The 12,807-nt window shown below is 57.6% G+C and carries 15 protein-coding genes; 11 read left to right on the top strand and 4 right to left on the bottom strand.

Going from position 1 to position 12,807, the window contains the following annotated elements; all coding sequences use genetic code 11:
* Positions 1-7 precede the first annotated feature (7 nt).
* From ilvD to ilvC, 5 genes are all read left to right on the top strand, one after another.
* Positions 8-1,681 (top strand): dihydroxy-acid dehydratase, encoded by a 1,674-nt coding sequence (gene ilvD / locus P8935_RS19180; RefSeq protein ID WP_348261914.1) that lies wholly within the window; start codon positions 8-10, stop codon positions 1,679-1,681.
* 65 nt (positions 1,682-1,746) lie between these two features.
* On the top strand, positions 1,747-3,513 hold the full coding sequence (ilvB, locus tag P8935_RS19185; RefSeq protein ID WP_348261915.1) for a biosynthetic-type acetolactate synthase large subunit: 1,767 nt from the start codon (positions 1,747-1,749) through the stop codon (positions 3,511-3,513).
* Positions 3,514-3,644: 131 nt separating this feature from the next.
* A complete protein-coding gene (ilvN, locus tag P8935_RS19190) occupies positions 3,645-4,235 on the top strand; it encodes an acetolactate synthase small subunit (RefSeq protein ID WP_348261916.1) in 591 nt (196 codons plus the stop codon).
* Between the two features lie 74 nt (positions 4,236-4,309).
* Positions 4,310-4,927: a PH domain-containing protein gene (locus P8935_RS19195; RefSeq protein WP_348261917.1), complete on the top strand. Its 618-nt coding sequence runs from the start codon at positions 4,310-4,312 to the stop codon at positions 4,925-4,927.
* 57 nt (positions 4,928-4,984) lie between these two features.
* Positions 4,985-6,007 (top strand): ketol-acid reductoisomerase, encoded by a 1,023-nt coding sequence (gene ilvC, locus P8935_RS19200; RefSeq protein ID WP_348261918.1) that lies wholly within the window; start codon positions 4,985-4,987, stop codon positions 6,005-6,007.
* Between the two features lie 102 nt (positions 6,008-6,109).
* Here ilvC and P8935_RS19205 read toward each other — a convergent pair whose 3' ends face one another.
* Complete coding sequence (locus tag P8935_RS19205; protein ID WP_348261919.1) at positions 6,110-7,363, bottom strand: MFS transporter; 1,254 nt, start codon at positions 7,361-7,363, stop codon at positions 6,110-6,112.
* 106 nt (positions 7,364-7,469) lie between these two features.
* Between P8935_RS19205 and P8935_RS19210 the strand changes: the two genes are divergently transcribed.
* Together P8935_RS19210 and P8935_RS19215 are read left to right on the top strand one after the other, a co-directional pair.
* A complete protein-coding gene (locus tag P8935_RS19210; RefSeq protein WP_348261920.1) occupies positions 7,470-7,949 on the top strand; it encodes a DinB family protein in 480 nt (159 codons plus the stop codon).
* 8 nt (positions 7,950-7,957) lie between these two features.
* Positions 7,958-8,299: a hypothetical protein gene (locus P8935_RS19215; RefSeq protein WP_348261921.1), complete on the top strand. Its 342-nt coding sequence runs from the start codon at positions 7,958-7,960 to the stop codon at positions 8,297-8,299.
* Positions 8,300-8,318: 19 nt separating this feature from the next.
* On the opposite strand, the gene P8935_RS19220 is transcribed toward P8935_RS19215, so the two are convergent.
* Complete coding sequence (locus tag P8935_RS19220; protein ID WP_348261922.1) at positions 8,319-8,852, bottom strand: hypothetical protein; 534 nt, start codon at positions 8,850-8,852, stop codon at positions 8,319-8,321.
* A gap of 147 nt (positions 8,853-8,999) precedes the next feature.
* Here P8935_RS19220 and P8935_RS19225 point away from each other — a divergent pair, with 147 nt between their 5' ends.
* Positions 9,000-9,455: a hypothetical protein gene (locus P8935_RS19225; protein ID WP_348261923.1), complete on the top strand. Its 456-nt coding sequence runs from the start codon at positions 9,000-9,002 to the stop codon at positions 9,453-9,455.
* 44 nt (positions 9,456-9,499) lie between these two features.
* On the opposite strand, the gene P8935_RS19230 is transcribed toward P8935_RS19225, so the two are convergent.
* Both P8935_RS19230 and P8935_RS19235 read right to left on the bottom strand, forming a co-directional pair.
* Positions 9,500-10,021, bottom strand: a complete 522-nt coding sequence (locus tag P8935_RS19230; protein WP_348261924.1) for a DinB family protein — start codon at positions 10,019-10,021, stop codon at positions 9,500-9,502.
* 165 nt (positions 10,022-10,186) lie between these two features.
* Positions 10,187-10,714 carry an AAA family ATPase gene (locus P8935_RS19235; protein WP_348261925.1) on the bottom strand — a complete coding sequence of 176 codons (528 nt, stop codon included), beginning with the start codon at positions 10,712-10,714 and terminating at the stop codon, positions 10,187-10,189.
* On the opposite strand from P8935_RS19235, the gene P8935_RS19240 reads away from it, so the two are divergent.
* The 3 genes from P8935_RS19240 (at position 10,690) to P8935_RS19250 (ending at position 12,807) form a co-directional block, all read left to right on the top strand.
* Positions 10,690-11,136: a hypothetical protein gene (locus P8935_RS19240; protein WP_348261926.1), complete on the top strand. Its 447-nt coding sequence runs from the start codon at positions 10,690-10,692 to the stop codon at positions 11,134-11,136. The genes P8935_RS19235 and P8935_RS19240 overlap by 25 nt on opposite strands.
* Positions 11,137-11,311: 175 nt before the next feature.
* The gene (gene gap, locus P8935_RS19245; RefSeq protein ID WP_348261927.1) at positions 11,312-12,316 is read left to right on the top strand and encodes a type I glyceraldehyde-3-phosphate dehydrogenase; all 1,005 of its coding nucleotides are present in this window, start codon (positions 11,312-11,314) and stop codon (positions 12,314-12,316) included.
* An 86-nt stretch (positions 12,317-12,402) separates the two neighbouring features.
* On the top strand, positions 12,403-12,807 hold the full coding sequence (locus tag P8935_RS19250) for a RidA family protein (RefSeq protein WP_348261928.1): 405 nt from the start codon (positions 12,403-12,405) through the stop codon (positions 12,805-12,807).

Consider the following 12,807-nt stretch of genomic DNA (forward strand, 5'->3'; position numbering starts at 1 on the left):
AGAGCGAATGACCATCGAAGGTAAGCGACAGAGTATTCCGTTGACTGAGGGCCCGAGCCGCGCGGCGGCGCGTTCTTATTTACGCGGGTCTGGATTTGCGAAAGACGATCTTCACAAGCCGATTATCGGTATTGCGAATACGTGGACCGAGATCGGCACATGCAATGTGCATCTACGCGAAGTGGCCGAGGCGCTGAAGGAAGGCATTCGCGAGGCGGGCGGGACGCCGATGGAGTTCAACACCATCACCATCTCCGACGGCATCACCATGGGCACGCAGGGGATGAAGGCCTCGCTGGTATCGCGCGAGGTGATCGCCGACTCCATCGAACTGGTTGCGCGTGGAAATTTGTTTGACGGGCTGGTGGGCATCGGCGGGTGCGACAAGAACATGCCGGGCATCATCATGGCGCTGTGCCGGCTGGATATTCCGGGGATGATGCTGTATGGCGGGTCCATTGCGCCGGGCAAACTGAACGGGATCGACATCACGATTCAGAATGTGTTTGAAGGCATCGGTGCGTACGCCGCCGGAAAGATTGACGAAGCTGGACTGGAAGCGCTCGAAGCGAATGCATGCCCTGGCGCGGGCGCATGCGGCGGCCAGTTCACTGCCAACACGATGGCGATGAGCGGGGAAATGCTGGGGATTTCGCCGATGCAACTTTCGGGCGTTCCTGCCACCGATAAGGATAAGCACGCAGCAACGCGCGAGGCTGGGCGGATGCTGATGGAAGCTGTGCGCGCAAATCGGCGGCCTTCGCAAATCATCACGAAGAAGGCCATTGAAAACACGATTGCGAGCGTAGCGGCAAGCGGTGGATCGACGAACGCCGTTCTGCACTTGTTGGCGATTTCGCGCGAGATGGGCATTGAGCTTTCGATCGATGACTTTGATGCGATTTCGAAGAAGACGCCGTTTATCTGCGACCTTACTCCTGCAGGCAAATATGTCGCAAAAGATTACCAGGCTGCGGGCGGATCGCGACTGCTGGCGAAGCGCATGATCGATGCGGGGCATGCGGATGGTTCGACGCTCACGATCAGCGGGCGCACGCTGGCTGAGGAAGCGGCGCTTGCCGAGGAGACTCCGGGACAGGTAGTCATCAAGACCTTCGAGCAGCCCATCAAGCCAACCGGCGGGCTGGTGATTCTAAAAGGCAATCTCGCTCCCGAAGGCTGCGTGATGAAGATTGCGGCTGCCGATCGTTATGAGCACCGTGGGCCAGCGCGGGTATTTGATTCCGAAGAAGCATGCTTCGCCGCGGTGCAGGGCGACAAGATCAAGCCCGGCGACGTGCTGGTGATTCGTTATGAAGGGCCGAAGGGCGGTCCGGGAATGCGCGAGATGTTGCAGGTAACGGCAGCGGTTAGCGGACATCCAGAACTCAGCCACACAGTTGCGCTGCTTACCGACGGACGATTCAGTGGAGCAACGCGAGGATTCACGGCGGGACATGTAGCGCCTGAAGCATTTGTCGGCGGGCCGATCGCGGCGGTGCGTGAGGGTGACATCATTTCCTTCGATATCAAGAAGCGCACGCTGGATGTGGAGATCAGCGCGGAGGAGATGGCGAAGCGGCTGAAGGATTTCAAGCCGCCAGCGCTGCGGTGGCCGGCCGGGGTATTCCGCAAGTACGTCGATCGCGTGAATTCCGCATCGCTTGGGGCGACGACGTAGAAGCAGTACATAGTGGTCAGTGAACAGTGATCAGACAAAAGCTGGAAGCTACCAAGGAGAACAACATGGGACGCAACGCAAACGCTAAATCCGCTGAGAGCCACTTGACTACGCCTACGCGCTTGACGGGCGCAGAGATTGTTTGGGCGACGCTGGTAGGTGAGGGCGTGACCACGGTCTTTGGGTATCCGGGTGGAGCGATTCTGCCGGTCTACGACGCGCTGCGGAAGTTTCCCATTCATCACGTCCTCGTCCGCCACGAGCAGGGCGCGGCGCACATGGCTGACGGCTATTCGCGCGCTTCAGGCAAGGTAGGCGTGGCCATGGCCACCAGCGGTCCGGGCGCTACGAACTTGGTAACCGGCATTGCGACAGCCATGCTCGATTCGATTCCTATGGTGTGTATCACCGGAAATGTTTCGAGCAAGGTGCTGGGAACGGACGCCTTTCAAGAAGTAGACATAACGGGCATTACCCTGCCGGTGACGAAGCATAATTTTCTCGTCAACAAGACCGAGGATATCGCGCACGCGATTCGCTATGCGTTTCAAATCGCGGTGAGCGGACGTCCGGGGCCGGTGCTGGTCGATATCACGAAAGATGCACAGCAAGGGACGGCAATCTTTGATTTTGAAGCTGCCAAGCCTCGCGCTTATCGTCCGCACCCCATGTTGCACGTGGATGAGAGTGGGCTGAAACATGCGGCAGAGCTGATCAAGAATGCGAAGCGGCCAGTGATTCTTGCGGGGCACGGAATTTCAGAGTCGGGCGCGATGGAGCAGGTTCGTACTCTGGCCGAGCGTGCACAGATTCCGGTTGCGCTTACGCTGCTTGGTCTCGGCTCCTTCCCCGCCTCGCATGCGCTGAACATGGGCATGATGGGGATGCATGGTGAGTCGTGGGTGAACACCGCGATTCAGGAAGCCGATCTGCTGATTGCGTGCGGCATGCGCTTTGACGACCGTGTAACCGGCACTCCAAGCACATATGCGTTAAAGGCAAAGAAGATTCACATCGAGGTCGATCCTGCAGAAGTCAACAAGAACGTAAAGGTCGACGTTGGGTTGATTGGCGACTTGCGCGAGGTGCTTGAAGAGTTGCTTCCGCGAATTGCCGGGCGCGACGGATCGGCATGGCTCAAGACGATTGAATCGAGCAAGGGAGCGGTCTCGGTACACGATATCAAGAACCTTCCGGATTCCGGTCACCTGTATGCGGCGCACGTGATGCACGATTTGTGGCGCATCACCGGCGGCGATGCAATCGTCGCGACCGATGTAGGCCAGCACCAGATGTGGGAGGCGCAGTATTTCCACCATGAAACGCCGCGATCGCTGGTGACTTCAGGCGGACTGGGTACGATGGGCTTTGCTCTGCCCGCCGCGATTGGTGCGAAGATGGCATGCCCCGACAAGGAAGTGTGGGTGATTGCGGGCGATGGTGGATTCCAGATGACAGCGGCAGAGTTGTCGACCATCGTGCAGGAGAAGCTAAAGATCAACATCGCCATCATCAATAACGGATACCTCGGCATGGTTCGTCAGTGGCAGGAGTTCTTTTACGAGAGCAACTACGAATCGACGCCGCTAGTGAGCCCCGATTTTGTAAAGCTGGCCGATGCTCACGGGATCGCGGGACGCGCTGTGACTACACGAGCCGAGGTCGCTGAAGCTGTGAATGAAGCGCGCAAGGCTCCGGGTGCGTTCCTCCTAAACTTCATGGTTGAGAAAGAAGACTCGGTGTACCCGATGATTCCCGCGGGGAATGCATTGCACGAGATGATTCGACGCCCCGGCAAGAACCCGCTGGTTGAATCGGCAGACGACGAATAAGACAGCTACTCACTCCTAGCTTTCAGCTATTAGCTTCTTCGTGCCGCGCGATAGATCGCACCAGGTAACGACGAAGTGAGACCAGCCAAAGAAGAGCTAGGAGTTAGCAGCTAGAAGCTAGAGGCATTTTTATGTTGCATACATTTGTGGCTTACGTTGAAGATTTGCCGGGCGTGTTGACACGCGTGGCTTCGCTGTTTCGGCGGTTAAACATCAATATCAGTTCACTCACTGTGGGTCGAAGCGAACGCGAAGGGCTGTCGCGGTTGACGCTGGTTTGCGAGGCGTCAGAAGTGGCTGGGCATCGCATTCGCGCCAGCTTGTTCAAGCTGGAAAACATAGTGGATGTGGACGATATTGCCAAGGCGCCCAATGTGACGCGCGAGCTTGCGCTGATCAAAGTGGCGGCTACTCCGCGGAATCGCGCGCAGATTTTCGACCTGGTAGAGGTGTTCCGGGCGCGCATCGTCGATCTGACTTCCGAGTCGCTGATGATCGAGATGACGGGCGTCGAAAGCAAGATCGAGGGCCTGATCGAAGTTCTGCGCGAGGACGATGGCCGAATCCTCGAAATCTGCCGGAGCGGGAAGATGACGATGCGCCGCGGTCATCATACGTCGAGCGTGTTGAAGGCTATGGGCAAGGCGCCAGACGAGAGTTCCCTGCAAGAGGACGTTACGGAAGATGCGGCCGAAGCAAACGCCGACGTCGAGCCGGCATAGGCTGTCAGCAAGATTGGCCGCTTGAGCCCACGGTGACCCTGGATTGGTATTCTCACCTGGAAGGATGAAAAATCATGGACCCAGATAGCAAAGCCTGCCCGGTTTGCGGAGAGACCATCAAGGCCGCAGCCATCAAGTGCCGATTCTGCAACACCGACCTTGCCAACTACGCCGCCGCCAAGGAAGTAGAAGCGGAGCACGACCTGTTCGTCGGCCACCCGGCACTGATCTACACGGTAGGGCAATTGATGCCGTTTCTAATCGTCGCCGCGATTACTGCTGCTGTCGGTTACGCCATGGCCAAGGGATATATCGAGCAAAACAACCAGTACATTCTTTACCTCGGCTTGTTCTTTGTTGTCGCGTGCCTGGTGATTTGCCTGGTGTATTACATGAAGAGCCGGCGCGTGTTTTACAGGATCACCACGCAGCGAATCAAGCTGGAGCGCGGGATTCTGTCAAAGGTGCAGGAGTCGCTGGAACTGTTTCGCATTGATCATTTTGAATTGCGTAAGCCGCTTGGCAGCCGGATTCTTGGGATGTCGTCGCTGCACATTTTCTCTTCCGATGCCGAGCTTGAAAATTTTTCGATTTATGGCGTGCCTCGACTGGAAACGCTCGCCGATGAGTTGCGCGAGTGCCAGCTACGTGAACGCACCCGCCGCAGCACAACCACATTCGTAAGGGCGTAACAATACGCTCGCAACAAAATCTCACAACCCGCAAGCAAAGGAAGATTCAAGATCACTATGGCTAAGACTTATTACGATCACGACGCCGACCTTTCCCTGATCCAAGCGAAGAAGGTAGCAATTATCGGCTACGGCTCTCAGGGGCACGCGCATGCTCTCAACCTCAAAGATTCCGGCGTCGAGGTAAGGGTGGGGCTCGCTGCGAACTCGAAGTCCATCGCCAAGGCGCAGAAGGCGGGGCTTGAAGTGGGCACAGTGCCTGAAGTCACCAAGTGGGCTGACGTGGTGATGGTGCTGGTGCCGGACCAGACCGCTGCCAAGCTCTACAACGAGGAGATCGCGCCAAATCTGAGCGCCGGCAAGATGCTGCTGTTTGCGCATGGCTTCAACATCCATTTCAAGACGATTTCTCCGGCTGCCGGCATCGACGTAGGCATGGCAGCGCCAAAGGCTCCGGGGCATCGCGTGCGCGAAGTATTCACCGAAGGCGGCGGCGTTCCAGGACTGATCGCGATCCACCAGGACGCGACGGGCAAGGCGCACGCGCTGAATCTCAGCTATCTCAAGGGCATTGGCTGCACGCGCGCCGGGGTGTTGGAGACGACGTTCAAAGAAGAGACCGAGACGGATCTTTTTGGCGAACAGGCAGTGCTGTGCGGCGGCGTGAGCGCGCTGATCAAGGCAGGATACGAGACGCTGGTGGATGCCGGATATCAGCCGGAGAGCGCCTATTTCGAAGTGCTGCATGAACTCAAGCTGATCGTCGATTTGATTTATCGCGGCGGCCTGGCGTACATGCGCTATTCCATTTCAGACACAGCGGAGTGGGGCGATTATGTCAGCGGACCGCGGGTGATCAACGATGAGAGCAAGAAGGCGATGAAGGCCATCCTCACCGAAATTCAGAACGGAGAATTTGCCAAGCGGTTCCTCGCCGATCAGAATTCCGGGCGCAAAGAGTTCATGGCGTTCCGCGAAGCCGAAGCCAAGCACCCGATCGAGATCGTGGGCAAGCAGTTACGCGCGAGCATGCCGTTCCTGGATCCGGTGACGGTCGAGGAAGTGTCGAAGACAAGATAGTTTCAAGCCGCTAGCTCCTGGCTTCAGCTTTAGCCCTGCTTGTGCGTGACCCTGAGGTCGAACGCACCTGCAGGGCTTTTGCATTGGACTGAAGGTCTGACCCTACTTCGATGATCCGAAATCAGTCACTTGAAGTTTATCGACGCCGAGGCACCACGCAAATGCGCCGCCCAGCGTGAAGACTGCAGCCACCGCGAAGGCGACTGCGAAGTGGCCGGTCCAGTCAACGAGAACGCCGGTGAGCGCAGGGCCAAGGACTCCTGCCATGTTGGCGATGCCGTTTTGCAGACCCACCCAGCGGCCGGCGGCGTGCGGGCCTGCCAGCGTCTGCGCAAAGGCGAAGGTTCCGGCATTGGCTGCGCCGGAACCGATGGCGCACGCGATGAGGCAGGCGAGATACGTGCGCTCGCTGGCGAACGCACACCCTACGAGCGAGACGGCGGCAAGCGAAAACCCAAGAGCCATTGCACACTTGCGCGCGAACGTTGGAGTGGCCCCGCAGCGGATGCAGAAGTCGGTAAGGGTTCCGGTAGCGATCGAGGTGAGCGAATCGACCACCCACAATGCACCGGCGGCGACCGACATCGCGGACATCGAAAGGTGACGCTCGTGAACGAGGTAGTACGGCAGCCAACTCATAAGGAAGTAGACCAGATAGTTGGCGCAGAAATGGCCAGAGGCCGCACCCCAGAAATTCCGCTGCCGTAGTATCGCAGAGAAGGTTCCCATGCCGGCGTCGGCGTGCTTTGCTACTGGAGTCGCCGGGGCTTTCCAACGTGACCAGGCAGGTAACCACAGAAGGCTGGCCAGACCGATGGCAACGAATGTGGAGCGCCAGCCGTAACGCGCCATCAGTAGGCCTCCGCCGAAGGTGCCGATGGCAGAACCCCAGCGCATGGCGGCATTCATCAAGCCATTGGCGAACCCGCGAGCGTGTTCGGGAAGATGCTGCGCGAGGATCTTGGAACTGGCCGGGAACATCACCGACTCCCCGACGCCGAGCACGAGCCGCATGGCGAGAAGAGTTATGAATCCCATGGCGGCGCCGGTCAGAACGGTTGCCATCGACCACGCAAGGAATCCGAGCGCCATCATCCGGTTGGCGCCCCAGCGATCGACGAACAGGCCCATCACAAACTGCAGCGCGGTGTATGTCCAGAAAAACGCTGAGAGCAGGATGCCAAGCTGCGATGCGCTCATACCCCACTCGATCTTCAGCAAAGGTGCAGCGAGGGCTAGATTGCCGCGATCGACGTAATTGATAAGCAGAGCGATGACAAGCAGGATGAGCGTGGGCGCAAAGGCCCGTAAGGCTGCGATGTCGCCGGTTGCTTGGTCCCTGCGGGAGAAGGTCACAGGTCAGCAGTGTACCGCTCCGGAGTCAGAAATCCTGATAGCTGGAAACGCAGCCGATTGCGTAAGCTTGGATTCGCACAGTTGTGCGGCAAAGGAGACCCCGGTAATGAAGGCTCATGCGCAGGATCCGCTCGACGGGCTGTGGCAGGGATATGTCGGCGAGTGGCGGCACGTTTCCAATCAATTGATCGCGCTGGCCGAGGCTACTCCTGCCGAAAAGTTCGCTTGGAGGCCAGCCGCGACTTTGCGCTCCATCGGCGAAATTTACATGCATGTTGCGATGGCGAACTTTTGGCTGCTGCACATTACAGGGCCCAAAATGCCTCCGGACCTGAATCAGGACGTTGAAAAAAACGTCACTTCGAAGCCGGAAGTTATCGCATGGCTGAAGCGCTCACTAGATGCAGTGAAGCAGGCGCATCTGGCGGAAGACTCCAAACACATGGCGCTGAGGGTGAATGTTGGGAGCCACAACGCGACCGTCGACGGCATGTACCTTCGCATCATCGTGCATGCCAACGAGCACATGGGGCAACTGGTGGCCTATGCGCGCATGACGGGCGTCACGCCACCGTGGTCAAAGTGATTGGAGCAATGAAACAAAAGATGGATTCCGACACATTGGACGCGCTGGTCGCCGCACCGCAACACCATAAGCTCCTTTTCGAGAATGAGTCGGTGCGCGTACTCGACACCCGCATCGGGCCGGGGGAGACGACTGCGCTGCATACGCACTGCTGGGCGGGAACACTTTATGTTCTTAGCTGGAGCGACTTTGTGCGGCGCGATGGCAATGGCATGGTGATTCTTGACAGTCGCATAATGTCCGCGGTTCTGCCGGGGACGGCGCTTTGGTCAGCACCGCTGCCGCCGCACACACTTGAAAATGTCGGCAACGCTGAGCTTCGCGTGATCGCCGTGGAACTGAAAAGGTAAAAGAATAGTTCGCGGCCTTCTATCCTTTCGGCGCAATCAGGGCCAACATGGGGAGCCCTGCACAGACTAAATACACAACTCCCAGTCCCCAATTGAGCCATTTCTTTCCAGGATGATTGACCCAGTAACAGAGCAACGCTGCGAGCAGCAGTGCCTGCGTCACAATCTCCAGATAACCGCGCACTTGCATCCAAAACGGCGTCGTGGTGTAGATGAATCCTTCGAGCGACCCTGCCGGTGCCGCAAACGTCCCCAGTATGCCGATGCCAACCAGCAGCCAGGCCATCATTAGCCAGCCGTACTTGCGCCCGAACAATTGCTCGCGGAAAAAATAGAATACTGAAGCGAACAGCACCCCGCGAAACACCTGCAGAGGCACTCCAAGAATCAGCCAGAGACTTGTAGTAGGCCGCATCCCCGAACATGGATTGTTGATGAAGTCCGCATAGTGTAGAAAGTGGTAGGCGAGTGCGCCCACGATCATGTAGGTAATGGAGTGGCACGCAATAGTCTTGGCAGCCAAGGGCACGAAGCGAGGTTGCGCGTCTTGCATGAGAACCTCTGATGAATTTTAAAGTTGGGAGGATTCTAGTCTCGCCCTCCCGCTGCCGCAAATCAGGGCTTGTCGGTGGCGCTATCAAAAGCAATACTTCTTTGTAATTGCGAAGAACGTCACAGGTTATTTAGATTGATCAAGTCGATGTCGAGTTCATCTATCCCGAAAGCTGTTCCACCCGCGCAGCGTGTCGCAGATGGTCCACGGCATACGCGCAATGCGATCGCATGGACCAGCCTGGCATTTGCAGTGCTGCAAAATATCTGCACGTTTTTTGCGGCGATGAATGGCCTGCGCGTTGGAATCGGCATCGGTTCCCTGGCACTGGCCTCAAGCACCACGGCAATGATCGACAGTTACCACAACAGCTGGATCAGGGTGCCCATGATCGTACTGGCGGTGCTGGGATCGGTGATCAACCTAGTGGTGTTGTGGCAGATTCGGCGACTGCGCAAACTTCCCGCGGCGCAGTGGCGGCAGACACCGCTGAAGCCTGGCAAGCTGCGCTCCGAGCGGCTACAAATTGTGCTGTCTGTCGTTACGCTGATCCTGGTGGCTCTTGAAGAGCGGCAACATCTAATCTGGTTGCATCATCTTTAGGCAAAGTAGCCGGGCGGCAATCAGAGTGGCCTCGCTCGGGATCGCTAGGACCGCAGTGCTTTGATCACCTTCGACGTGGTAACGACCTGTCCAACGTGACGCTGGGTGTGATCGGCCACGTGGACGAGTGCACCGCCAATCGATGTCGGCAGTTGCTTGCGGCCTACACCACGAAAAATGTTGAAGTCCGCCGTCGCCAGCACGCGCACGCGATCCGACGCATTGCTGAATGCAGTCTCGACCTCCGCGAGCAATTCGGCAAGCGTTTCGCAGCCGGTTTGCTCTGTCTTCAAAAGTGTGAGCTGAGCGGGCGAGATCTGGCCACCCTCAGCGTAGGTCAAAAGGCGGTCAATGGATCGCGCAATGTGCTTGAGGTGAAATGAGACGGGTGACAGTCCAAGTGGTTGCGCATGGATTTCGAGATTGGTCAGGCCTTCTGTCCATTTGGTGATGTCGTCGAGGGCGAGGTCGAAAGCGTGGAGGACGGCACGGCCGACGGCGGGGATATCGGCATATGTGCCGCGCAGCCAAGGCTCAATGTAGGGAACGGTTGCAGGGGTGCTCATGGGGAAGCCTCCAACGTACCGCGGTCGACAAATTCTAGTTCGTCGATCGCAGTTGTGAAAAGGCGCCCGATTATCGATTGCTCGACGATCATGACGCCTCTTCCAAAATTTTGGATGTACCAATCCTCGTCGGGGTCATCCAAGATCAATGGTTTTGCTGCTTGTTTATCCGGCGCTCTTTACCCTGACCACGGTGATTTTCGCGAAGCCCTCTTCGAAAAGCGGGGCCTTCAACTTCTCTGCCATTTTCCGCATGATGTCTTCGCTTACCGACCGGTCGCGCTGGCGGTTGCGATCAAGACAAACATCAAGCGGCACATCGAAGAAGACCGCCTGCGTCTCATAGCCAAAGCTTTTGGCCATCTTGATCCACTGGCGCCGTTCGTGCACCGACAAGTTCGTCGCATCGACGTAGTTCCACGGCATCTTGGCGATGAGGCGCGCACGCAGCAGCGAGCGCAGAGTCGAAAATACCAGCCCCTGGAACTTCTGCTCCTCCACATCGTCGAAGAGGATGTTGCGCAGCAGGTCGCTGGAAAGCGGGGTCACGCCGCGGCGGCGGAACCAGGTTGTCTTGCCGGATCCCGGTAACCCGATGGCCAACACTACGTAGCCTTTGGGCGCCTGTGGGGAGCGTTCGATGGCCTGCGCTTCCACCGAAGGAGCCGATGGCGTATCAGGCTGCGTTTCCATTTCCAGACGACCGGAATTGGCGGGCTCATCCCACTCCTGCCTTTGCGGGCGTTCTGGTCTGGCCGGACGATCTGGCGCAGGAGCCCGTTTTGGCTGGCTTGGCGGCCGCTGTGCACGAACCTCCTGAGGTACTGCCGGAGGCCTTTGAGCACGGATCTCAGGAGCGGCTTCGGGCGTACGCGCTGACCGCCTCTCTCCTGGCAATGTCTCGTCCGGATAAAGCGGCACCAGCGGGCGCGGTTGATTCGATGGGAGTTCCTGGCCTATTTTGCCTGTGGATTCTGAATTATTTACGCTACGTCGGGAACGTCTTCTCATTCCGCTTTCTACACCTACACTACCGGGATACCACACTGACCGGAGCCGCTGCAAATGATGTGAAACGCGTCACATACAGTCCTGTACCCGAACATACAAACTAGCGTAGAGCGCATTTTGGTACGGGATATCGGTTTACCAAGCGTTCATTTGGTTCTCGTTGACAACAATGTTAGCCTTATGAGTTTGGTGGAATTGCCTGTTGCGCGTCCTGTACCCGCCGCATGACTTCACTCAACAATTTTAAGAAGATCTACCTAATACGAAGGAGAATACGCAATGGCAGTTAAGGTTGGCATCAACGGCTTCGGCCGAATTGGCCGCAACGTTTTGCGCGCCGCCCTGGGCAATCCCGAGATCGATTTTGTTGCCGTTAACGACTTGACCAGCCCGGCAACTCTCGCCCATCTGCTCAAGTACGACTCGGTTCTCGGAAATCTGAAGAACGACGTCACCTCAGGGGACGACTTCATTTCAGTCGACGGCAAGAAGATCAAGGTCTGGGCCGAGCGCGACCCCGCCAAGCTGCCCTGGGCAGATGTAGGCGCACAGATCGTCATCGAATCTACCGGCCACTTCACCGACGCCACCAAAGCCAAGGCGCACCTGGGCACGACCGTCAAGAAAGTCATCATCTCCGCTCCCGCGACCAACGAAGACATCACCCTTGTTCTCGGCGTCAACGAAGACAAGTACGACGCGGCCAAGCACAACGTGATCTCCAATGCCAGCTGCACCACCAACTGCCTGGCACCGGTTGTCAAGGTTCTGATCGCTCACTGTGGCATCGTCAGCGGCATCATGACCACGATTCACAGCTACACCAACGACCAGGTCATCCTCGACTTCCCGCACAAGGACCTGCGTCGTGCCCGTGCTGCAGCCCTGAGCATGATTCCCAGCTCGACCGGCGCCGCCAAGGCTCTCAAGCTGGTTATCCCGGAAACCTCGGGTAAGCTCGACGGCTTCTCCCTGCGCGTCCCGACCCCTAACGTCTCCATCGTTGATCTCACCTTCATCAGCGAGAAAACGACCGACGTCAAGGCTGTTAACGCCGCTTTGAAGGCAGCCAGCGAAGGCGAACTCAAGGGCATTCTTGGTTATGACGAGAACCAGTTGGTCAGCTCCGACTTCAAGGGCAACCCGCTGTCTTCCATCGTCGACGCTCCGTTGACCAAGGTCATCGGCAACAGCGTCAAGGTGCTGAGCTGGTACGACAACGAGTGGGGTTATTCCAACCGCGTAGTTGACCTCGTCGGTTTCCTGGTTAAAAAGGGCCTCTAAAGCAGCGATCAGATGACAGTGATCAGTGGTCAGAACGGACTTTCGTCATGGCCCTGATCACTGATCACTGAACACTGACCACTGATATGCGAAAAAACATCAGCGGCGGATCCCCCTTCGAGCCCATCATCGGGTTCTCGCGTGCTGTTCGTGTTGGAAATACCGTTCATGTAGCCGGAACCGGGCCTGTCGGCGCAGATAACGAAGACGCCGCAGGACAGACGCGGCGCATCTTCGCCATCGCTGAAAAGGCTCTCAATGAAGCCGGCGCGTCCTTTGATGATGTCGTCCGCACCCGCATGTATCTCACCCACGTAGAAGACTGGGAAGCTGTGGGACGCGTCCACGGCGAGTTCTTCGGCAACATCCGACCTGCCGCCACCATGCTCGTGGTCGCCGCCTTGCTCAACCCGAACTGGCGCGTAGAAATCGAAATGGACGCTGTGATATCCGATCCGAGTGAATTCAGCTTTTCAGAACAGCGGAGCTGA

Origin of the sequence: Telmatobacter sp. DSM 110680 (assembly GCF_039994875.1) — a bacterium.
GTDB lineage: Bacteria > Acidobacteriota > Terriglobia > Terriglobales > Acidobacteriaceae > Telmatobacter.